Below are 20600 nucleotides of genomic sequence, written 5' to 3'. Positions count from 1 at the left end.
GAACGCGGATCGGTGTCCCCCGGGTCACGAATCCGCGAAATTCCCTGCCATGACGGCGGCGGTGAGCTCCACGGAGCGGATCCGGTCGGTGAGCGACTGGGCGTGGTGGGCCAGGATGAGCTCGTCGGCGCCGGTGGAGGCGGCGAACTCCTCCAGGTAGGCGCGGACCTCCTCCGGGGTGCCGACCGCGGTGCAGCGGGTCATCGCCCTCAGGGGCTGGCCGCCCGGGGAGTCCAGGAACGCGTCGACCTGGTCGTCGGTGAGGTCGCGGCCCGCCGGGCCGCGGGAGATCATGGCGCGCGCCCGCGACCGGTAGGCGACGGTCTTCTGCGCCGCGGCCTCGTCGTGGTCGTCGGCGGCGAACACGTTGGCGCCCACGATGACGTACGGCTCGGCGAGCTGCTCGGACGGCTCGAAGGTGTCCCGGTACAGCTCGACCGCCTGGTGGAGGGCGTCCGGGGCGAAGTGGGAGGCGAACCCGTAGGGCAGGCCGAGCTGGGCGGCGAGCTGCGCGCCGAACAGGGAGGAGCCCAGGATGTACAGGGGCACGATCCCCTCGGCGCGCGGTACGGCCTGCACGCCGGGGACCCGGGACCGGCCGCTCAGGTACCCCTGTAGCTCCAGGACGTCCTGGGGGAAGGTGTCGGCCGAGGTGTTGCTGCGGCGCAGCGCCCGCATGGTGTTCTGGTCGGTGCCGGGCGCGCGGCCCAGGCCCAGGTCGATGCGGCCGGGGTAGAGCGTCTCCAGCGTGCCGAACTGCTCGGCGATCACCAGCGGGGAGTGGTTGGGCAGCATGACGCCGCCGGAGCCGAGCCGGATGGTCTCGGTGTGCGCCGCGATGTGGCCGATGAGGACGCTGGTGGCGGTGGAGGCGATCGACGCCATGTTGTGGTGCTCGGCGTACCAGACCCGCCGGTAGCCGCTGCGCTCCGCCGCCCTGGCGAGCTCGACACTGGCCTCGAAACCGGCGCGCGGGCTCTGGCCGGGCGCCACCGGAACGAGGTCGAGGAGGGACAGTGCGGTCGACATGGTCGGATACCTTTCGTGCGTCACAGGTCGCGGTGGAGCCGCTGGGCGAAGTCGCGGATGCGGGCCTCGTCGCGCCGGTAGTACGTCCACTGGCCCTGCCGGGTCGCCTGGACGAAGCCGGCGCGCTGCAGGACGGCCAGGTGCGCCGACATGGTCGACGCCGAGGTGCCCGCCTTCTGCTGCAGGAGGCCCACGCACACCCCCAGCGCCGCCGTCTCCGCGGCGCCCGCCGGGAAGTGCGTCTGCGGGTCCTTGAGCCATTCCAGGACGCGCAGCCGCGTCTCGTTCGCCAGGGCCTTGCACTCCCCGAGCACGCCCACCGCCTTTCGGCATTTCGCTAATTAACGAAATACTATGCGCTCGCGCGGACCTCCCGCACCATGACGCTCCTCACCCCACCAGAAGGCGCCGGAGCGTCAGGCTCGCACGCGGCGGCCGCTGATCTCGCTGGGGGTCAGGCGGATGTAGGACTGGCGGTCCTCCCCGGCCCAGGAGTCGACCAGCAGGCCGCTCGTCTCGCCGACCGAGACGTGGTGGGCTCCCCCGCGGACCAGAACGCTCCAGCCGGTGCGGGCGGCGGGGTCGAAATCGTCCACCTGGAAGGCGATGCGCACGTCGGCGCCGGCGATCGAGGTGGTCAGGGCCTGGTCGAGCCAGCCACCTATCGCCGTCCGGAACACCAGGGCCCTGCCGTCCAGGACGTAGTTGACGGGCACGACCGCAGGACCGACGAAGTCGCTGAAAGCGACCCTGCCCACCCCGCCGGGCGCCAAGAGCTCGAAACACTCCTCGGTGTCGAGCTCGACCAGCTTCCTTGACTCCGCTGCGGCCATGGCGTTCCCCTCTCTCCGGTTCCTCCGCGCCCATCCTGCCCTCCCGCACCGGCGCGGAACCGTCGCCCCCGCCTCTGGAAGCACCGCCACACGGTCTTCTCACTCCACACCGACAATCATTAAAATCATTGCAAGTACTCTCCTGAAGCGAGGTTCCAGGCATGGACACCACACCCGTGCGGTCCCTGTACCCCGACCGGCCCGACTACCGCGTCGACCTGCTGTACCGCACCAACGTCTTCACCGCCGCCCTCGACGGAGCCCTGCTCGCCCACAGCGACGCCTGCGTCGTCGTCGACGAGCAGGACCACGGCCTGGCGGTGTACTTCCCCCCGGACTCCGTCGACTTCTCCCGCCTCGAACCGATCGGCGACCGCACCGTCTGCCCCTTCAAAGGCCGGGCGGTCTACTGGCGGGCGGCCGGAAGCGGCGGCCCCGGCCTCGCCTGGAGCTACCCCGAGCCCTTCCCCCAGGTCGCCCGGCTGGCGGGATACCTGGCCTTCGACCTCGACCACGTCCAGGTCTCCCTCGGCAAAGGCCGCTACACCGGAGTGCGCCCGTGACGGAATCATCGCTCGAACGCATGCTCGCCATCTTCGACGTCGTCCCGGCCGACGCCGAGAACCGGCGCTTCACCGGCGACAGCGGCGGGGGGGGGCGGGGGGGGGGGGGGGGGGGGGGGCGGGGGGCGCCCGCCGGGTCGTCGACGGCAGCCAGCTGCTCGCCCAGGCCGTCGTGGCCGCCGACAAGGCCTTCCCCGACCACACGGCCCGCTCCGCGCACATGATGTTCGCCTCCGCCGCCGACCCCGGCGCGCCCCTGGACTTCACCGTCACGCCGGTCAAGGCCGGCCGCTCGTTCGCCTTCACCACGGTCACCGCCGCCCAGGGCGAACGCGTCCGCGCCACCGCCAACGTGCTGCTGGACCGCCCCTCGCCCGACGTCGTCCGGCACGACCACTGGACCGGCCCGGCCCCCGCGGGACCCGAGGCCGCGTTCCCCTCCCCCATGCCCCTGCCCGGCAGGGAGCTGCGCCTCGAAGGCGTCCGCAGACGCGACGACCCCGACGAGGTCGGCCCGCCGGTCCTGGACGCCTGGCTGCGCTACGACCCCGTCCCCGCACGCGACGACCTGTGCCGCGCGCTGCTCGCGCACTTCACCGGCCACCTGTCCCTGTCCACCACGATGCGCCCCCACCCCGGCGTCGGCACCGCCCAGTCCCACCACACGCTCTCCACCGCCCCGCTGGCCATCGGGATCCACTTCCACGAGCCCCTCACCTGGGACGGCTGGATCCGCTACCACCACCAGAGCACCTACGCGGGCGCCGGAATGAGCCACGTCCGCGGCCAGATCCTCACCCGGGACGGACGCCTCATCGCCTCCTTCACCCAGGACGCCATGCTCCGCGCCTTCGACTCCCAGCCCGCCATGCCGGTCGAATCCCGGCTGTGACGCGCCGCCGTCCGTCCGGAGGCCGATGGTCTCCGGACGGACGGCGGCGGATCAGTGCCGGCGCATCGCCCCGATACCGACGGCCAGACCCGCGACGGCCAGGACAAGAGCCGCGCACCAGCCCTTCAGGACGGCCTCCGAGAACAGGTCGGCCGCCAGCAGCGCACGCTCGGCCGAGACGATGTGGCTGATGGGGTTGACCGACGCCGCCGCCCGCATCCAGGCGGGCGCCTCCGCCAAGGGCAGCAGCATCCCCGAAAGGATCATCAGGGGGAAGATGACGGACTGCTGGACGGCCCAGAACATCCAGTCCTTCTCCCGGCTCGCCAGGGCCAGCGCGTAGCTGAAGGCGCCCAGCCCCACCCCGAAGACCGCCAGGAGCACCAGCCCCGCCACGAGCCCGGCGAAGGAGGCGCGGAAACCGAACGGCAGGGCGACCGCCACGATGAGGACGGCCTGGGCGATGGTCGGAGCGACCTCCTTCAGGGCACGCCCGACCAGCAGCGCCGAACGCGCGACGGGGGCGACGAGGGTCCGCTCGTGGGAGCCGGTCTGCATCTCCATCAGCAGGTTGGCACCCGTGGAGCCGGAGCCGAACAGGACGGTCATCGCCAGGATGCCCGGCACGAACCAGGTGAGCGTCTCCCCGGCCGGAGCACCGGAGGAGCCGATCAGCAGCGGCCCGAACAGGCCGAGGAAGACCAGCGGCTGCAGCAGGCTGAAGATCATCGAGAACGGGTCGCGCAGGACCGGCCGCGACTCGCGGACGAAGACGTTCCAGGTGTCGCGGAGCGGATTCTCCGCGGTCGCGGACACGGCGCGGACGGCGGGGGGAACGGTGGCGGTCATCGGGTCTCCGAAGTGTCGTCGGCGGGAGCGGGGGCGTCACCGGTGTCGCGGAGGCTGCGGCCGGTCAGGGAGAGGAAGACGTCGTCGAGGGTCGGCTCGCGCAGGGTGATCCGCGCGGCGGGGGCGCCCTCCGCGTCCAGGGCCCGGACGAGATCGGCGAGCAGGACGTCCGCCTTGTCCGCCGCCACCCGCACCGTGACGGCGTCCACCCGGTCGGGTTCGCGTCCGGCCATCCGCGCCACCACCGCCTCGCCCGCCCGCGCCCCCTCCGGGTCGGCGAACCCGACGGTGACCGTGTCCCCGGCGAGCCGCGACTTCAGGCGGGAGGCGGTGTCGTCGGCGATGACGCGGCCGTGGTCCATCACCATGACGCGCTCGGCGAACTGGTCGGCCTCCTCCAGGTAGTGGGTGGTCAGGAAGACCGTCGTTCCGGCGGCGCGCCGCAGCTGCAGGACGTGCTCCCACAGATGGGCGCGGCTCTGGGGGTCCAGGCCGGTCGACGGCTCGTCGAGGAACAGCACGCGCGGGCTGTGCATCAGGCCGAGCGCCACGTCCAGACGGCGTTTCTGACCGCCGCTGAGGCCCAGGACACCGCGGCGGGCGAGCGGCGCGAGCTCCAGGGACTCCAGGAGCTCATCGGCGCGCCGGGCGGCGTCGCGCCGCCCCATCCCGTAGAACGCGCCCTGGCTGAGCAGCTCGTCGCGCACCCGCTGGTTGTGCCCGGCGCTGTTGCCCTGCCCGACATAGCCGATGGCGCCTCGCACCTTGGCGCGCTCACGCGCCACGTCGTGTCCGGCGACGCGCGCCGTCCCCGAGGTGGCCGGCAGCAAGGTGGTGAGCATCCGGATACTGGTTGATTTGCCCGCCCCGTTGGGGCCGAGGAAGGCGACGAGCTCGCCCTCGGCCACGTCCAGGTCGAGACCGGCGACGGCCGTGACGCTGCGGCGCGCCGCGGTGAAGGTCTTCGACAGCCCGCGGGCCGTGATGATCGGGTCGTCCATGCCCCGCACACTAGGAACCGATGCGGACGTTCCCCGTCCTCGATCGACACTAGCTTGAAGCCATGGAGAAAAGCGTCACCCGCACCCTGCACCTCCTGTCCCTCCTGCAGTCCCACCGCCAGTGGCCGGGCCCGGAACTCGCCGAAAGGCTCGGCGTCACCACCCGCTCCCTGCGCCGGCGGATCGACGGGCTGCGCGAGCTGGGCTATGAGATCGAGTCGACGCCGGGAACCGGCGGCGGCTACCGCCTGACCGCCGGGAACCGCATGCCGCCCCTGCTGCTCACCGACGAGGAGGCCGTCTCCGTCGCCGTCGGGCTGCGCATCGCCGCGACCACGGGCATCGCCGACGCCGAGAGCACCACGCTCAGCGCCCTCGCCAAGTTCGAACAGGTACTGCCGCCCGCCCTGCGCGAACGCGTCAACGCCATCGGCCGCTCGGTCGAGCCCCAGGCGCCGCGCGGCGGCCCCGTCCCCGCCGAACTCCTGGGCGCCCTGGCCCTGGCCTGCCGCGACCACGAGCAGATCCGCTTCGCCTACACCGCCGCCGACGGAGCCCGCACCCGCAGGCTGGCCGAACCCCACTCCCTGGTGTCGGCCGACCGCAAATGGTTCCTGGTCGCCTGGGACAACGACCGCGACGGCTGGCGCACCTTCCGCGTCGACCGCGTCCGGGAGCTCACCGGCACCCGCGTGCGCACCGAGCCCCGCACCCTGCCCGCCGAGGACGCCGCCGAGTTCGTGGCGGTCGCCGCCGGCTCCGTCCCCACCCGGCACACCGCGCGGGCCGTGCTGGACATGCCGCTGGAGGAGATGCGCGCCCACTTCGGCCCGTGGGCCCACGACGCGCACGCCGTCGGCGCCTCCCGCACCGGCTGGCCCTTCGGCGGCGACTCCTTCCCGCTCCTGAGCACGGTCCTGGTCTGGATCCCCGAAGGAGTCGCCTACCGGATCGAAGCCGACGAGGACTACCTGCTGTACCTGCGCGAACAGGCCGCCCGCATGCTCGCCGCCGCCGAGGCGTCCCTGCCCCCGGCGAAGGACTCATGACGGAGGGGGGCCGGAATCCGGCCCCCCTCCACCGGCTCAGGCCGGCTGCTCCGCCTTCTTCTTCTCCTTCTCCGGGGGCTTCTTCCGTCCCAGCCTGTGCAGCTCCACCGCCAGCGGCGCCGCGGTGAACACCGACGAATACGTACCGACCAGGACACCGATCAGCAGCGCCAGCGCGAAGTCGTGCAGCGTGCTGCCGCCCAGCACCAGCAGCGCCGTCAGGATGAACACCGCGCCCAGACCGGTGTTGACCGTCCGCGGGATCGTCTGGTTGATCGCCGTGCTCGTCAACCGCGCGAACGACCCCCGTTCCGTGGTCACCAGCTCCCGCACCCGGTCGAACACCACCACCGAGTCGTTCACCGAATAACCGATCACCGTCAGCAGCGCCGCCAGGAACACCCCGTCCAGGCTCTTGCCCAGCCACGCGAAGAGTCCCACCAGCACCAGCACGTCATGGGCCATCGCCGTGACCGCCGCCACCGAGAAGCTCCACCGGAACCGGAACGCCAGATACGCCATCTGCATCGCCAGCGCCGCCAGCAGCGCGATGATCGCCGACCGGCGCAGCTCGTCGCCCAGGCTCGGCCCGATCAGCTCGTCCCTGACCTTCTGCACCTCTCCCGGCAGCGGGTCCAGCGCCTGCGTCAGCCGCTGCTCCTCGGCGTTGGACAACGGCTCCGTCCGCACCGTGAAGTTCCCGTCACCCGAGGCGTTCACCACCGCCCGCGGGAAGCCCGCGCCGGCGATCGCCTCACGCGCCTGCTCCGGATTCACCGGCGCCGACGACGAGTACTCGATCAACCGGCCGCCGGTGAACTCCACGCCCAGGTTCAGGCCCTTCACCGCGATGCCCGCCACGGCCACCAGCACCACGGCCACCGACACCAGCAGCCACCGCAGCGGGCGGCGCATCAGGTGCGGGTCGCGCCGCTGCAGCCACTCGCGCACCCGCCCGATGTTGGTGATGCCCGTGATGCGGGGACGCTTCTGCACCGCGCGCAGCGACAGCACGCCCTCGGCCAGCGCCCGCGTGATCACCAGGGCGCTCACCATCGACGCCAGCACACCGATCGCCAGCGTCACACCGAACCCGCGCACCTGGCCCGAAGCCAGGAAGAACAGCAGCAGCGCCGCCACCAGCGTGGTGACGTTGGAGTCCAGGATCGCGCTGAACGCGTTGCGGAAGCCCGCCGACAGCGCCGTTCGCAATGTCGCCTTGGGCGCCAGATACTCCTCACGCGCCCGTTCGAACACCAGCACGTTGGCGTCCACCGCCATGCCGATCGCCAGCACGAAACCCGCCAGGCCCGGCAGCGTCAGCGTCGCGCCCAGCCCCGCCAGCGCCGCGTACGAGATCAACCCGTAGCAGACCAGCGCGATCGCCGCCATCAGCCCCATCAGGCGGTACACCACGATGATGAACAGCGATGTCAGCGCCGTACCGATCACCGCCGCCCACGCGCTGGCCTCGATCGCCTCGGCGCCCAGCGTCGGGCCCACCGTCCGCTGCTCCACCACCTCCACCGGCACCGGCAGCGCGCCGCCGCGCACCAGCAGCGACAGCTCATCGGCCTGCTCGAACGAGAAGTTCCCGGTGATCTGCGTCGACCCGCCGGTGATGCCGACCCCGCACGCCACCGACGCCACCACCTGCGGCGAGGAGATCACCTCCCCGTCCAGGACGATCGCCACCCGCCGCCGCGGATCGCCCTCGGGCGCGCAGGCCGCGTCACCGGTCAGCTTCGCCCACTCGCCCTTGCCCTCTCCCTTGAAGTCCACGTTGACGAACCAGCCGGGTCCCGACTGCGGGTCGTTGCCCGGCTCCGCGCCGCTCACATCCGCGCCCGTCAGGTCCGCCGGCCCCAGGAGCAGCTTCTGCCCGTCCTCGTCGGGCAGGATCAGCTGGCCCTCCTTGGCCTTGGTGTCCTCCTCGGCGTACCCCAGGACCGGATGGAACCCCAGCACGGCCATCCGGCCCAGCACGTCCACCGCTTCCTGCGGATCCTGCAGTCCCGGCAGCTCCACGATGATCCGGTTGTCACCGGACCGCACCAGCTGCGGCTCGGACACGCCCAGCGCGTCCACCCGGCGCCGCAACGTCTCCACCGTGTTGTCGGTGACCTCCGACGTCGCCTTCACCGTCGCGGTGTCCCGCGTCTCCAGCACGATCTGCGTACCGCCCCGCAGATCCAGGCCCAGCCGCACCGGCGTCGTCACCGTGATGTAGGCAGCGAAGGCCACCACGGCCAACGCGATCAACGCGCGTATCCGCGTCCCGCGTGCCATCCGCGTACGTGACAAGAAAACTCCAACAGGCATGGCACGGCCCGCGACCAGCGAACCGTGTAACGAAAAGGGGGAAAAGGGGGGAAGTCAGATACCCGAGGAGAACGGCGGCGCCCGCCCGGCCCGCGACACCGCGAACCAGGCCCTCCCGGGCCCCTCCCACACCCCGTCCCGCACCCACGCCACGGCGGCGGACGGACCCGCCACCAGGAGGACGGACGACTCGACGACGGGCACGACCGGCGGCTGCTCGACGATCCGCGCCAGGCGCGGCAGCGCCGAGCACTCCTCGTCCCACACCACATGCCCGATGCCCGCGGACACGCCCTGGTCGGCGGCGACGGCGAGGCGCACGCCCGGCACCAGGCCCGCCAGCACGGCCAGCAGCACCACCAGCCGCCAGGCACGCCCGCGCCAGGAAGCCGCGACGACGCGCACGGCCATGCCCCAGCCCCCCACCCGATCGCCCAGAGGAACGATCAGACTATCGGGCGGTCCGTCTCACCGTGCCAAACCCCGACCACGGCTCACCCATGAACCCGCGACCGGCGCCCCACCACCACGCACGAATCCCACCGCGCGGACCGCACCGCGCGTGCTTCCAGACCGCCGGCGGCCAGCACCTCCACCGCCCGTTCGCACTGGCGCTCGCTCACCTCCACCAGCAGGCGGCCCTCCGGCGCCAGCCACCCCGGCGCCTCACCGCCCACCCGGCGCAGCACCTCCAGACCGTCCGCGCCGCCGTCCAGCGCGACCTTCGGCTCGTACAACCGCGCCTCCGCGGGCAGCGAACGCACCGCGCCGCTCGGCACGTACGGAACATTCGCCAACAACATCCCCACCCGCCCCCGCAACGACACCGGCAACGCCCCGAACAGATCGCCCTCGTACACCCGGCCGCCCACCCGGCCCGCATTGCGCCGCGCGCACCGCACCGCCGCCGGATCCACGTCGGCGGCGTGCAGCTCCACCCCCGCCACCGCCCGCGCCAGCGCCACGCCCAGCGCACCCGTACCGCAGCACAGATCGACGACCACCGCGCCCGGCCGCGTCAGCGCGACGGCCTCCTCCACCAGGAACTCCGAACGGCGCCGGGGAACGAACACCCCGGGATCCACCTCGACCCGCCGTCCGCAGAACTCCGCCCAGCCCACGACCTGCTCCAGCGGCAGGCCCTCGACCCGCCGACCGACCAGGACGTCCAGATGCGGCTCGTCGGCCGCCGCCGAGACCAGCAGCGCGGCCTCGTCCTCGGCGAAGACGCAGCCCGCCGCGCGCAGCCTCGCGACCACGGTGGACAGAGCGGCGGAAGAAAGGGAAACGACCATGAGAACGCCTTCCGAAAACGGGGGCGCCCTCCCTGTCACCCGGGCCGGCGGACTCCACGGCCGTCAGGTGAGAACACCCCGCTCCAACCAGCAGTAATGGGTCTCACCTCCTCATGCGTCCCGCCCGAAGGCACCGATCCTACCGGAGAGATCAACAGCGCGCCGGGCTACTGCTCGTAGTTCTCCACCTCCTGCACCGGACGGGCCAGGATGTGCTCGGCCTGCTCGCCCTCGCCGGCGTCCCGCGCCGCCCGGCGCTGGCGCAGCAGGTCCCAGCAGACGTCCAGCTGCTCCTCCAGCTCCCGCACCCGCGACGCCTTGTCCGGCTCCGCCGAGTCCCGCAGCCGGTGCTCCTCGTCGATCATCCGACTGATCCGGTCCATGATCTGCTCGTCGCTCATGGAACACCTCATGCCCCAGGAGCCCCCGGGGCAAGCCTTCACGCGGTGAGGCAGGTGGCGAGGACCACGTGCAGGACGGTTCCGCCGAGGATGCTGAAGACGGCGTTGCGGGTCTTCAGGTGCAGCCCGACCGCGACGGCCAGGGACAGGGCGGTGGCCGCGGCGGCGGGCCAGTCCGCCGGGCGGTTCTGGTGCAGGGTGTACAGGGCGAGGATCAGCATGATGCCGACGGGCATCTGGACCGCCAGGCGGCCCAGGACCGCCGAGCGGCGCAGCGGTGCGAGGACCGCGAAGGGCAGGGCGCGCAGGCCCCAGGTGATGGCGGCGCTGATCACCACGGCCGCTGCCAGGTACAGGGGGCTGGGCATCGGCGCCTACTCCCCTCTCGCCGTCGCCGCGACCGGCACGCGCGGTTCCGGCTCCCCGGCCTCCGGGGCGGCCCCTGCTCGCGGCTCGGAACCGGCCTCGGGGGAGGCGCCGCGGTCCCGCAGGGCGTAGCGGACGAGCAGCCCCGCGGTGAACAGGCCCATCGCGACCGGCAGCGCCTGGCCGGGGGCCAGCAGCACGGCGACGGCGAAGCTCGCGGCCGCCAGCAGCGGGGAGGGCAGGTCCCGCCGGGCGCGCCACGCGTCGATCGTCAGGACGACGAACAGCGCGGTCAGCGCGAAGTCCAGGCCGTGCAGGTCGAACGGGAGGAGCGCGCCCGCCAGCGCCCCGGCGGTGGCGCCGGTCACCCAGTAGGCCTGGAGCAGCACCTGCATCCACAGGATCCGGGAGCCGCTCCAGGAGCGGGCGCCGGAGCCGGCGGTCAGGGCGTACGCCTCGTCGGTGAGGGCGAAGGTGGCGTAGAGGCGGCCGCGCGGCCGCACCCTGGACAGCGGGAAGGACAGGGCGTAGAAGACGTGCCGGAGGTTCACCAGCAGCGCCGTCACCGCGATCTGCCCCAGCGGCGTGACCGAGGCGACCAGTCCCAGCAGCAGGAACTCCAGCGACCCCGCGTAGACCACGGCGGTGAACACCGTGGCCCACCACCAGTCCAGCCCGGTGTGCGCCACCAGCATGCCGAAGCTGATCCCCAGCGGGAACAGGCTCAGGCCCACCGAGGCGGTGTCGGACACCGCCGCCGCGAAACTCAGCGAACCGCCCTTCGCTCGCAAATCAAACATAAACGCAATTTTAGTACGTTTAGCGCGTTATATGGTTTCCTTAGATAAGCTAAAATATGGCTTATGGGCAACTTTCCAAGCCTAGATGCCATCGATCGCGCAATATTGTTCCACCTGGCGCGGGACGGCCGGCTGTCGAACGTGGAGCTGGCCCGGCGGGTGGGACTGACGCCCCCGCCGTGCCTGCGCAGGGTCAAGCGCCTGGAGGAGGCCGGAGTGATCTCCGGGTACCGGGCGCAGATCTCCCCCGAGGCCCTGGGCCGCCCCCTGGAGGTGGTCATCTCGGTGGAGATCGCGGTCAACGACCTGCGGACCGTGGAGGACTTCGAGGCGCGCGTCACCGCGCTGGAGGAGGTCCTGGAGTTCCGGCGCATGTTCGGGCGGCCCGACTACTACATCCGGGTGGCGGTCGCCGACCAGATCGCCTACGAGGAGTTCCTCAGCCGGCAGATCATGCTGCTCCCCGCCGTCTCCCGCGTCGACTCCCACCTCACCATGAAGCGCATCAAGGACTGACGCGGCGGCGCGGTCAGCCGGTCCAGTCGAAGGTGTCGGGATCGGGGCCGGTGCGCCGGCCCTGGTCCAGCGCGGCGACGGCCGCCATGTCCGCGGCGGGCAGCTCGAAGGAGAAGAGGTCGAGGTTCTCCTGCATGCGGGCGCGCCGCACCGACTTGGGGATCACGATGTCGCCCCGCTGGACGTGCCAGCGCAGGACCACCTGGGCGGGCGTCCTGCCCAGGCGGTCGGCGATGGCGACGATCACCGGGTCGTCCAGGACCAGGCCCTGGGCGATCGGCGACCACGGCTCCGTGGCGATGCCGTGCTCGGCGTCGTAGGCGCGCACCTCGTTCTGGACGAGGTAGGGGTGCACCTCGACCTGGTTGACCGCGGGCACCAGGTCGCTCGACTCCAGCAGCCGGCGCAGGTGGGGCGGCTGGAAGTTGGAGACGCCCACCGCCCGGCTCCGCCCCGAACGGTAGATCTCCTCCATCGCCCCCCACGTCTCGGTGAAGTCCCCCACGGTGGGCAGCGGCCAGTGGATGAGGAAGAGGTCGATCCGCTCGAACCCCAGCGCCTCCAGCGTCCCGTCGAACGCCCGCAGCGCCGCGTCGCGGGCGTGGGCGCCGTTGTTCAGCTTGCTCGTCACGAAGACCTCGTCCCGGTCGAGCCCCGACTCCCGGACGGCCTCCCCCACCTCCCGCTCGTTGCCGTACATCTGCGCCGTGTCGATGTGCCGGTAGCCGACCTCCAGCGCGGTCAGCACCGTCTCCCTGGTCTCCTCCGGCGGGATCTGGTAGGTGCCGAACCCGACCTGCGGGATCTGGACGCCGTTGTTCAGCCGCACGCTCGGTGATGTGTTCGCCATACCGTCTCCCTACCCTGGGCGGTCAAAGCCTCACAGCGGGTTCCCTATCGGGCCGGTCAGGCCGCCTTGTGGGCACCCGGCGCCTTTACGCAGTAAGGTTCAGGGTGGGGAGACCGGTCGGACTGCGAGGAGAGGAACGCGATGGACTACCTGCGGGAGCTGTTCGGCCTGGACGGGCGGGTGGCCCTGGTGACCGGCGGGAGCTCGGGGATCGGGCGCGCCATGGCCGTCGCGCTCGGCCGGGCCGGGGCGAAGGTCGTGGTGGTCGCGCGCGGCGAGGACGCCCTGCGCGAGACCGTCGCGGAGCTGGCGTCCCACGGCTGCGACGCCGCCCACGTCAGCGCCGACCTCGGCGTCCGGGACGAGGTGCGCGCGGCCGCGGAGCGGGCGGTCGAGCCGTTCGGGGAGATCGACATCCTGGTGAACTCCGCCGGCGTCAACCCGCGGCCGCACATGAACGCCCTCACCGAGGACGAATGGGACCTGGCGCTGGACGTCAACCTCCGCGCGCCGTTCCTGCTGGGGCAGCGGTTCGGGCCGGGGATGGCCGAACGGGGCTGGGGGCGCGTCATCAACGTCGGATCGCAGCAAGCGTTCCGGGCGTTCTTCAACAGCGGCGCCTACGGGGTGTCCAAGGGCGGGCTCACCGCGCTGACCCGGTCGCAGGCCGAGGCGTGGTCGCCCTCGGGGGTGCGGGTGAACACGCTGGTGCCGGGGTTCGTCATCACCCCGCTGACCGCGCAGGCCTCCGCCGACCCGGTGTTCCGGGAGCAGCTGGCCGCACGGACCTTCATCGGACGCAACGGGCTGCCCGGCGACTTCGCCGGGGCCGCGGTGTTCCTGGCCTCCGCCGCCGCCGAGTACATCACCGGGCAGTGCCTCTTCGTCGACGGCGGCTTCTCCGGCCACTGACCGTCAGCGGCCCAGGCCCGCCTCGCGGGCGCGCACGATGGCCTGGGCCCGGTCGGCCACCCGCAGCTTGGCGAAGACGTTCGAGACGTTGTTGCGGACGGTCTTGGGCGACAGGTACAGCCGCGCCGCGATCTGCGGGTTGGACAGGCCCGCGGCGATGAGGTCGAGCACCTCCCGCTCCCGGGCCGTCAGCTCCGGGAACGGCTCCTCCGCCGGGCGGCGGGCGCCCGACAGCAGCGCGAAGTAGCGCGTGACGCGGGCCGCCAGCGCCGGACCGAAGATCACCTCGCCGTGCGCGACCGCGGTGATCGCCCGCAGGATCTCCTCCTGGTCGGCGCCCTTCACCAGGTAGCCGCGCGCGCCCGCGAGCATCGCGGCGAACACGCTCTCGTCGTCCTCGTGCATGGTCAGCACCAGGACGCCCGGCGCGGACTCCCCGGCCGCGACACGGCGCGTCGCCTCGATGCCGTCCAGGCGCGGCATCTGCAGGTCCATCACGACCACGTCGGGGCGCAGCTCGCCGGCGAGCTCCACCGCCTCCAGGCCGTCGCGGGCCCTGCCGACGACCTCGACCTCTCCGGTGGAGGACAGCATCAGGCTCAGGCCGTCGCGGTAGACCGGGTGGTCGTCGGCGACGAGGACACGGGGGATCATGCTGCTCCCTGCACGACGGGGACGCTCTCCATGATGACAGGGATGACGGCGCGCACCATCGTCCCGCCCCCGGCGCCCGGGGCGATCGTGCAGCGGCCGCCCAGCTCCTCGGCCCGCTCGCGCATCGCCACCAGCCCCACCCCGACCAGCGCGCCCGGCGGCACGCCCCGCCCGTCGTCGCCCACCTCCACGCTCACCAGCTCCTCCCCTGCCGCCAGCCGCACCGTGCAGCGGGCCGCCTCGGCGTGCCGGACGACGTTGTTGAGCGCCTCGGCGACGATCCGGAAGACCGCCACCTCCACCGCGGCGGGCAGCCCCGACAGGTCGCCTTCGGCCGACACCCCGATCGACAGGGCGCCGCCGCCGAACCGCGCCGCCTGCTGCTCGATCGCGCCCAGCAGCCCGAACTGGTCGAGGGCGGGGGGCCGCAGGTCGTGCACCAGGCGGCGGACGTCGGCCAGCACCGCCGACAGGTCGCCGGTGACCTCCACCAGCGTCCGGTCGGCGGCCTGCGCGTCGCGGCGCGCCAGGTTGCGCGCCGCCTGGATCTTCAGGCTCGCCGCGGCCAGCGCCGGGCCCAGCCCGTCGTGCAGGTCGCGGCGCAGCCTGCGGCGCTCCTCGGCCACGCCCGTCACCAGCTGCTCCCGGCTGCGCTGCAGCTCCTCGGTGAGCGCGGTCGCGCGGGCCGCCGCCGCGGCCTGCCGGACGACGTCGGCCAGCAGCCGCTGGTCCAGGCCGGAGCGGTGCGAGCCGGGGCGGGGCACCAGCGCCAGCCGCCCGATCACGACCTCCCGGTAGGCGAACGGCAGCAGCACCGCGTCCTCGCGCGGCACCCCCTCCTCCACGATCACCGTCGTGCCGTCCGGACGGTCCAGCTCCACCCGCACATACGGCGAGCGGAACGCCGACGCCACACCCCGCGCCGTCTCCTGCAGCAGCTCGTCCGGGCCCGGGGACTCCTCCAGGCGGCGGGCCAGCACCGACACCACGTCGTACGGATCGGCGCGGCCCTTGAGGACGCGGTCGACCAGCCGCTGCAGCCGCGTGCGCAGCGGCGCGTACAGCACGGCGACCAGCCCGGCCGCCAGAACCCCCGCCAACCGGTCCTCCACCAGCCCGCTCGCCGCCACGAACACCGCCAGGTCGATCGCGACGACGGCCGCCGCCAGCGCCCCGTACAGCAGGGTGCGGCCGATGAGCAGGTCGATGTCGTACAGCCGGTACCGGGTCACCGCGATGAGCACCGCCCCGGCCAGGAGGGCGTTCTCCAGGATGAAGACCACCTCGACCAGCGTGCCGAGCGCACCCTGGGCGTAGCCGAACGCCTTCTGCAGCAGCATGACGCCCAGCATCGACACGACCGTCGCCATCCCCGCGAAGAGCATCCACCGCAGCTGCGCCTTCCGCTCGGCGTCGGCGCCGCGGAAGCGGCCGAAGAAGACGGCCACGGCGCAGACCAGCGAGAAGGACGCGCCGACCGTGAACACCATCGGGCCGAGCGAGATCCACCACTCCCGCAGCCATTCCGGCTGCCACACCTCGAGGGTGAAGCGGGCCAGCTGCGGGCTGAGCGGCTCGTTCATGGAGTAGGCGGACCACGGGACCACCAGGATGTACAGGATCCCGACGCCCATGCCGGCGAGCGCGGCCACCGCGGGGAACCGCCACCGGCCGGCGGGGAGCCTTCCCGTCGGGAAGAGCACCAGGAGGGCCGGGATCGCGACGTGGATGATCGGCCCGAACCGCGAGCCGGCGAAGACGAACGGGCCGGTGAGCGGCAGCGTCCCGTCGTGGGCGAGCAGCGAGTACGGGGCGTAGACCGCGCCGAACGCCGCCAGCAGCGAGCTCGTCCCGGAACCGATCAGCAGCCAGGCCAGCCAGTGCCGGGGCAGCCGGACGGCCAGCAGCACGCCCGGCAGCACCAGCGCCAGGCCCGCGCCGGACGAGCCCCAGTGGACCCAGTCGAGGGGGGAGGGCACCGGGCCGTCCGGGACGGCGCCCGCGAGCAGGGCGGACGCGGCGAGCAGGGCGACGCCGAGCAGCGCCGCCAGCAGCGCCGCGCCGCGCAGGAAGCGGTCCGGCGCGCCGCTCAGGGGGGTGGCGGGGGTCTTCACCCTTCCACCGTGCCATGCCGCGGGCCCGCGGTCTCGGGAGCGGTGTCCCCCCTGCTCGGGACACGGCGTCCCCGATGTCCCCGTCCGGATCGGGGACCGGGGCGGGCACCGCGGTACCTGGCCGCCCGGGACGCCGGGCCGCGACGGTGGAGACCGGACGGCAGGGCGCCGTCCGGAAGGGAGGAACCCCCATGTCCATCCGCGTGGAGCGCAGCGAGGTCCACCCCTCGGGACCCGTACCGGGGCGGGGACCCGCCGCCTGGCACGTGCGGCTCGCCGGCCTGCTCCTGGTCGCCGGGCCGCTGGTGTGGGCCTCCTCGTTCCTCACCAAGCCCGAGATGCCGGAGGAGGAGGTCTACCACTTCGACATGGCGACGTCCGTCTTCTTCCTCATCGCACTGTTCGCCCTGGCCTCGGTGGTGCTGGCCGCCCGCGCCACCGGCGACCGCAAGGGCCGCGCCTTCCCGATCGTCCCGATGGTGTTCTTCCCCATCGGCATCGCCAGCAGCCTCGGCAACCTCCCGTACGAGACCTACGACCAGGCGCCCGCCTGGGTCTCGATCACCGACCCCGCCTGGCCGCTGTCGCAACTCGCCATGATCGCCTCGGCCGTCGCGATCATCAGGGTCGGCCGGTGGCGGGGCGCGGCGCGCTGGCTGCCGCTGGCCGGCTCGCTGTGGCTCGTCGTCGGCATGGTCGCCCAGGCCGTCCTCGGCGAGAAGGGGATGGCCTACGTCTTCACCGCCTGGATGCTCGCCACCTACGTGGCACTGGGCGTGCTGTTCCTCCTGCGCCCGCAGGCCGCCCGCGCGTCCTGAGCGCGCCGCGCGCTCACATGCGGGAGGCCTCGAGCCAGCGGGCGAGGAGCCGCAGGTCCCCGAAGACCTCCAGGCCCTCGGGGGCGCGGCGGCCGTAGGTCAGCAGGAGGAGGTCCGCGACGGGGGCGCGGACCGCGACGTCGCCCTTGCCGTGGCCGCGCTCCCAGCGGTAGCCGTCGGGGGCCAGGCGGACCGTCCACTCGCCGTCCGCGTCGGTGGCGTGCAGGTGGACGGCGGCGGAGCCCTCCTCGGCGAGGGCGGCGATGGCCGGGCCCGAGGCGCGGCCGCAGGGGATGTTCTCCAGGAACTCGTCGATCGCGTCGACCGCGTGGATGGGGTCGATCACCGGGGGGATCCCGGCGGCGCGCTCGGCGTCCACGCGGTGCACCATCGCCTCGTGGAACTGGCGGCGCGACCAGAAGCGCATGTGCTGGTCGGCGCCCCACGCCCAGACGGGAGCCGCCCCGTCCACCGAGCGCAGCGCCGCGAGGAGCTCCCGGCCGCCCTCTTCGATCCAGCCGGGGTAGTCGCTCCAGTGCGCCGGGTACTCCACGGGCACCTCGCGGAAGGGGATCCGCGCGCTCGCGGCGGTCGTCACGACCCTGACCGTCCAGCGGTGGACCACCCCGACGTGCTGGGCGAGGTCCAGGGCCGTCCAGTCGCCGCAGGCCGGGACCAGGGCCCCCGGCTCCGCCGCGCCGAGCGCGGCCGCCAGCCGGGCGATCTCCGGTTCCAGGAGGTCACAGTAAACGCGGTGATCCATCATGGCCGCACCCTAACCGGACCGCGCCCGCCGCGCTGGGCAACTCCTGATCCGCGGTGCCCCCGCGCCCTGCCGAGTTCCGGTTCTCTCCCCCTTCGGCGGGCGGTTTGCCTACAGTGGCGTTCATCACGACCGCGGCGCCCCCGGCGACGTCAAGGGCCCTGCGGGAGGCCCGGTTGTCCGGGGCGCTCCCTCGATACGGCAGGATGTCCCCCTGCAGCGGGTGCTGCCACGGGGCCGGAAGGGATCTGACCAGGAGTGAACCGCAGACTGCTGCGCGTGGGCGTACGGCTGCATCCCGACAAGGGGATGTTCCGGCTGCACGACCTGGGCGCCGACCCCACGAGCGTGCAGGCCCCGCCTCCCCCCGGCACCGACCTGGTCAGCGTCGGCTACGACCAGATGTGGATCGGCAGCCTCCAGGACGACGTGGAGATCACCCTCCTCCTGGAGGAGTGGGACGCCGAACCGCCCTCCTCCCCCGGCCCGTGGGAGCAGGAGGCCTTCAGCGAGCTCTACCTGCGCGGCGCCGTCGCCGTGTGCACCGCCACCGGCGAGCCCGTCCTGCACGGCGTCCGCCTGGCCGGCGGCGTCGGCCGCTACCACATGGCGGTCCGCGCCCAGCACCGAGCCGAGATGGCCCGCCTCTACGACGGCCTCCTCGACCGCTTCCGCGACGGCTTCAGCCCCGAGTTCCAGGCCGCCCTCCGCGAACTCCAGGGCGTCGAGCACTACCTCGTCCAGCTCTGGCCCGCCCAGCCCCCCGCTCCCCCGCGCGTCATCCCCGACCTCCCCTTCTGACCCCCGCGGGGTCGTCCCTGCGACGCCCCCGGGGCCTCGGGTTCTCCCCTACGGCGCCCACCGGGTCTTCCTGCGGCGCGGGTGCGTCGGCGCACCGCGGTGGGGGCGCGCTCCGGCTCTCGGGTCAGCGGGGGAGTTCGGCGGCGAGGCCCTCCAGGTCGGCGGCGGTGAGGGTGAAGCCGCGCGCGCCCATGACGGCGACGGTGGCGTCGGCCGTGCCGAGGTGGCGGGTGCAGGCGCGGTCGAGGTAGGCCTCGACGAGGCGGGCGTTGACCAGGCGGCCGCGGCCGGTCAGGGAGCCCAGGTCGCGGTGGACGATCGGCCAGGCGTCCTCGGCCACGCCCACGAAGCGCTCCTCGGCCAGGAGGCCCAGGAGCGCGGTGCGCTGGTCGGGGTCGGACAGGTCGGGCATCCGGACGGTGCGGAAGTCGGTGACGAGTTCGGGGTGGGCGGCCGACAGGGCGTCGAAGCTCTCGGGGGCGCAGCCGGCGACCAGGGTGGTGTCGGTGACGCCCTCGGCGCGGACCCGGTAGAGGGCGCGGGCGTAGGCGTCGCCCTGGCCGTCCTCCAGGACGAGCCGGTCGAGGTCCTCCACCAGGACGGTGTGGCCGGCGTGCTCGTCCAGCAGGGCGGCCAGGCCCTCGGGGCCGCGCTCCCTGAGCTGCTCCAGGTGCAGGGAGCGCACCTGGTCGCCGCTGAAACCGACCTCGGCCAGGGCGCGGGCGATCATCCGGGCCAGCCGCCGCTGGCCGGTCGAGGGGGCGCCCACCAGCAGGACGGCGGGCGCGGAGGCGCTGGAGACCTCCTGGCCGCGCAGCTGCTGCGCCCACTTGCCGCGGCGGCGCACCTCGGTGAGCATGCGCTCGGCGTCGTCGGCGCCGCACAGGAACCTGACGCCGTACGCCTCGACGATCCGCGCGCCGCCTCCCGGCGGGGCGGACGCCGCGGGCCGGGACGGCCGCTCGGGCGCCGGCGGCTCCGGCTCCGAGGGCCGCATCGGCGAGGCCGGCGTCCGCGTGGCGAACGTCGGCATGTAGGGCGAGGTCTCCCCGGACGGCTCCGGCGGCGCGTACGGAGCCGTGGCCTCCCCCGGATACGGCGCGGGCGGCGGAGCCGCGGACGGCTGCCCGAACGGGGCGGGCGGCTGCCCGTGCTGTTCCGGCTGCCCGAACGGAGCGGGCCGACCGTACGGATCCGGACCCGGCTGCCCGAACGGGGCGGGCGGCTGCCCGTGTTCCGGCTGCCCGAACTGCTCAGGAGCGGGCTGCCCGAACGGAGCGGGCGGGCCGTACTGGTTCTGGTCGGAGGACCCGAAGGGAGCGGGCTGCCCGTACGGGGCGGGCGGCTGGCCGAACTGGTCGGGGCCGGGCTGCCCGTACGGGGCGGGCGGGTGCCCGAACTGGTCGGGGCCGGATTGGCCGTACGAGGCGGGTGGCTGCCCGAACTGGTCGGGGCCGGATCGGCCGTACGGGGCGGGGTCCGAGGTCGTGTAGGGAGCGCCCTGGGCGGGAGCGGGGACCTCGGGGGCGTGGTCGCCGAACGGGTCGTGCACGGGGGCGGGCTGTTCGTGGGCCGTGGCGGGCGCGGGCGGCGGCAGGGGGAACGCGGGAGGGGCGCTCGCCGCGCCCTGGCGGGTGGCGAAGGGGTCGTCGTCCGGGGCCGGTCCCGGGGCGGGCGGGGCCGGGGCGGGGGAGCCGTCGCTGACGGCGGAGGCCTCAGCGTCGTAGCTCCAGTTGACGCCGGCGCTGGTGACGCCGCGCCACTGGTCGGTG

22 protein-coding genes and 1 pseudogene are annotated in these 20600 nt (G+C 73.4%); 7 read left to right on the top strand and 16 right to left on the bottom strand.

Annotation, left to right across the window (positions count from 1 at the left end; genetic code table 11):
- Positions 1-24 precede the first annotated feature (24 nt).
- The 3 genes from ABD140_RS37870 to ABD140_RS37860 all read right to left on the bottom strand — a co-directional run bounded on the left by ABD140_RS37870 (position 25) and on the right by ABD140_RS37860 (position 1862).
- Positions 25-1029: an LLM class flavin-dependent oxidoreductase gene (locus ABD140_RS37870; RefSeq protein WP_344247506.1), complete on the bottom strand. Its 1005-nt coding sequence runs from the start codon at positions 1027-1029 to the stop codon at positions 25-27.
- 20 nt (positions 1030-1049) lie between these two features.
- On the bottom strand, positions 1050-1343 hold the full coding sequence (locus tag ABD140_RS37865) for an ArsR/SmtB family transcription factor (protein ID WP_344247504.1): 294 nt from the start codon (positions 1341-1343) through the stop codon (positions 1050-1052).
- Between the two features lie 102 nt (positions 1344-1445).
- Positions 1446-1862, bottom strand: coding sequence for a pyridoxamine 5'-phosphate oxidase family protein (locus ABD140_RS37860; RefSeq protein WP_344247502.1), 417 nt, complete (start codon positions 1860-1862; stop codon positions 1446-1448).
- Positions 1863-2023: 161 nt separating this feature from the next.
- Here ABD140_RS37860 and ABD140_RS37855 point away from each other — a divergent pair, with 161 nt between their 5' ends.
- Both ABD140_RS37855 and ABD140_RS37850 read left to right on the top strand, forming a co-directional pair.
- On the top strand, positions 2024-2425 hold the full coding sequence (locus ABD140_RS37855) for a DUF427 domain-containing protein (protein ID WP_344247500.1): 402 nt from the start codon (positions 2024-2026) through the stop codon (positions 2423-2425).
- A gap of 4 nt (positions 2426-2429) precedes the next feature.
- Positions 2430-3317, top strand: a complete 888-nt coding sequence (locus ABD140_RS37850; protein ID WP_344247516.1) for an acyl-CoA thioesterase — start codon at positions 2430-2432, stop codon at positions 3315-3317.
- A gap of 51 nt (positions 3318-3368) precedes the next feature.
- Here the strand turns inward: ABD140_RS37850 and ABD140_RS37845 are convergent, their stop codons facing one another.
- Together ABD140_RS37845 and ABD140_RS37840 are read right to left on the bottom strand one after the other, a co-directional pair.
- Positions 3369-4166 carry an ABC transporter permease gene (locus tag ABD140_RS37845; protein WP_344247498.1) on the bottom strand — a complete coding sequence of 266 codons (798 nt, stop codon included), beginning with the start codon at positions 4164-4166 and terminating at the stop codon, positions 3369-3371.
- On the bottom strand, positions 4163-5155 hold the full coding sequence (locus ABD140_RS37840; protein WP_344247514.1) for an ATP-binding cassette domain-containing protein: 993 nt from the start codon (positions 5153-5155) through the stop codon (positions 4163-4165). Before ABD140_RS37840 ends, ABD140_RS37845 begins: the two co-directional genes overlap by 4 nt.
- A 74-nt stretch (positions 5156-5229) precedes the next feature.
- Here ABD140_RS37840 and ABD140_RS37835 point away from each other — a divergent pair, with 74 nt between their 5' ends.
- Positions 5230-6216 carry a helix-turn-helix transcriptional regulator gene (locus tag ABD140_RS37835; protein ID WP_344247496.1) on the top strand — a complete coding sequence of 329 codons (987 nt, stop codon included), beginning with the start codon at positions 5230-5232 and terminating at the stop codon, positions 6214-6216.
- Positions 6217-6252: 36 nt separating this feature from the next.
- On the opposite strand, the gene secD is transcribed toward ABD140_RS37835, so the two are convergent.
- The 6 genes from secD to ABD140_RS37805 all read right to left on the bottom strand — a co-directional run bounded on the left by secD (position 6253) and on the right by ABD140_RS37805 (position 11400).
- Positions 6253-8505 (bottom strand): protein translocase subunit SecD, encoded by a 2253-nt coding sequence (gene secD, locus ABD140_RS37830; protein WP_344247494.1) that lies wholly within the window; start codon positions 8503-8505, stop codon positions 6253-6255.
- An 87-nt stretch (positions 8506-8592) separates the two neighbouring features.
- Complete coding sequence (locus ABD140_RS37825; protein ID WP_344247492.1) at positions 8593-8949, bottom strand: hypothetical protein; 357 nt, start codon at positions 8947-8949, stop codon at positions 8593-8595.
- An 83-nt stretch (positions 8950-9032) separates the two neighbouring features.
- Entirely contained in the window at positions 9033-9833 is an 801-nt protein-coding gene (locus ABD140_RS37820; protein ID WP_344247490.1) for a putative protein N(5)-glutamine methyltransferase, read from the bottom strand.
- Between the two features lie 167 nt (positions 9834-10000).
- Positions 10001-10234: a DUF2630 family protein gene (locus tag ABD140_RS37815; RefSeq protein WP_344247488.1), complete on the bottom strand. Its 234-nt coding sequence runs from the start codon at positions 10232-10234 to the stop codon at positions 10001-10003.
- 38 nt (positions 10235-10272) lie between these two features.
- The gene (locus ABD140_RS37810) at positions 10273-10602 is read right to left on the bottom strand and encodes a branched-chain amino acid transporter permease (protein WP_344247486.1); all 330 of its coding nucleotides are present in this window, start codon (positions 10600-10602) and stop codon (positions 10273-10275) included.
- A 6-nt stretch (positions 10603-10608) separates the two neighbouring features.
- Positions 10609-11400, bottom strand: coding sequence for an AzlC family ABC transporter permease (locus ABD140_RS37805; protein ID WP_344247484.1), 792 nt, complete (start codon positions 11398-11400; stop codon positions 10609-10611).
- Between the two features lie 63 nt (positions 11401-11463).
- On the opposite strand from ABD140_RS37805, the gene ABD140_RS37800 reads away from it, so the two are divergent.
- Positions 11464-11916 (top strand): Lrp/AsnC family transcriptional regulator, encoded by a 453-nt coding sequence (locus ABD140_RS37800; RefSeq protein WP_344247482.1) that lies wholly within the window; start codon positions 11464-11466, stop codon positions 11914-11916.
- A gap of 13 nt (positions 11917-11929) precedes the next feature.
- Here the strand turns inward: ABD140_RS37800 and ABD140_RS37795 are convergent, their stop codons facing one another.
- On the bottom strand, positions 11930-12766 hold the full coding sequence (locus tag ABD140_RS37795; RefSeq protein WP_344247480.1) for an aldo/keto reductase: 837 nt from the start codon (positions 12764-12766) through the stop codon (positions 11930-11932).
- A gap of 141 nt (positions 12767-12907) precedes the next feature.
- On the opposite strand from ABD140_RS37795, the gene ABD140_RS37790 reads away from it, so the two are divergent.
- Positions 12908-13678: an SDR family NAD(P)-dependent oxidoreductase gene (locus tag ABD140_RS37790; protein ID WP_344247478.1), complete on the top strand. Its 771-nt coding sequence runs from the start codon at positions 12908-12910 to the stop codon at positions 13676-13678.
- Between the two features lie 3 nt (positions 13679-13681).
- Here ABD140_RS37790 and ABD140_RS37785 read toward each other — a convergent pair whose 3' ends face one another.
- Together ABD140_RS37785 and ABD140_RS37780 are read right to left on the bottom strand one after the other, a co-directional pair.
- Positions 13682-14332, bottom strand: coding sequence for a response regulator (locus ABD140_RS37785; RefSeq protein WP_344247476.1), 651 nt, complete (start codon positions 14330-14332; stop codon positions 13682-13684).
- Positions 14329-16446 (bottom strand): sensor histidine kinase, encoded by a 2118-nt coding sequence (locus ABD140_RS37780; RefSeq protein ID WP_344247474.1) that lies wholly within the window; start codon positions 16444-16446, stop codon positions 14329-14331. Before ABD140_RS37780 ends, ABD140_RS37785 begins: the two co-directional genes overlap by 4 nt.
- 191 nt (positions 16447-16637) lie before the next feature.
- On the opposite strand from ABD140_RS37780, the gene ABD140_RS37775 reads away from it, so the two are divergent.
- Entirely contained in the window at positions 16638-17264 is a 627-nt protein-coding gene (locus ABD140_RS37775) for a hypothetical protein (protein WP_344247472.1), read from the top strand.
- Between the two features lie 13 nt (positions 17265-17277).
- Here the strand turns inward: ABD140_RS37775 and ABD140_RS37770 are convergent, their stop codons facing one another.
- Positions 17278-18030 (bottom strand): maleylpyruvate isomerase family mycothiol-dependent enzyme, encoded by a 753-nt coding sequence (locus ABD140_RS37770; protein ID WP_344247470.1) that lies wholly within the window; start codon positions 18028-18030, stop codon positions 17278-17280.
- Between the two features lie 255 nt (positions 18031-18285).
- Here ABD140_RS37770 and ABD140_RS37765 point away from each other — a divergent pair, with 255 nt between their 5' ends.
- Positions 18286-18828, top strand: a complete 543-nt coding sequence (locus tag ABD140_RS37765) for a hypothetical protein (RefSeq protein ID WP_344247468.1) — start codon at positions 18286-18288, stop codon at positions 18826-18828.
- A gap of 124 nt (positions 18829-18952) precedes the next feature.
- On the opposite strand, the pseudogene ABD140_RS37760 reads toward ABD140_RS37765, so the two are convergent.
- Positions 18953-20600: pseudogene (locus tag ABD140_RS37760) on the bottom strand (hypothetical protein); the annotation flags it as partial.

This window comes from Actinocorallia libanotica (genome assembly GCF_039525175.1).
In the GTDB taxonomy this organism is placed as follows: Bacteria; Actinomycetota; Actinomycetes; order Streptosporangiales; family Streptosporangiaceae; genus Actinocorallia; species Actinocorallia libanotica.
Note: the sequence above shows the minus strand (reverse complement) of the source record. Positions and strands in the feature narration are given on the sequence as shown.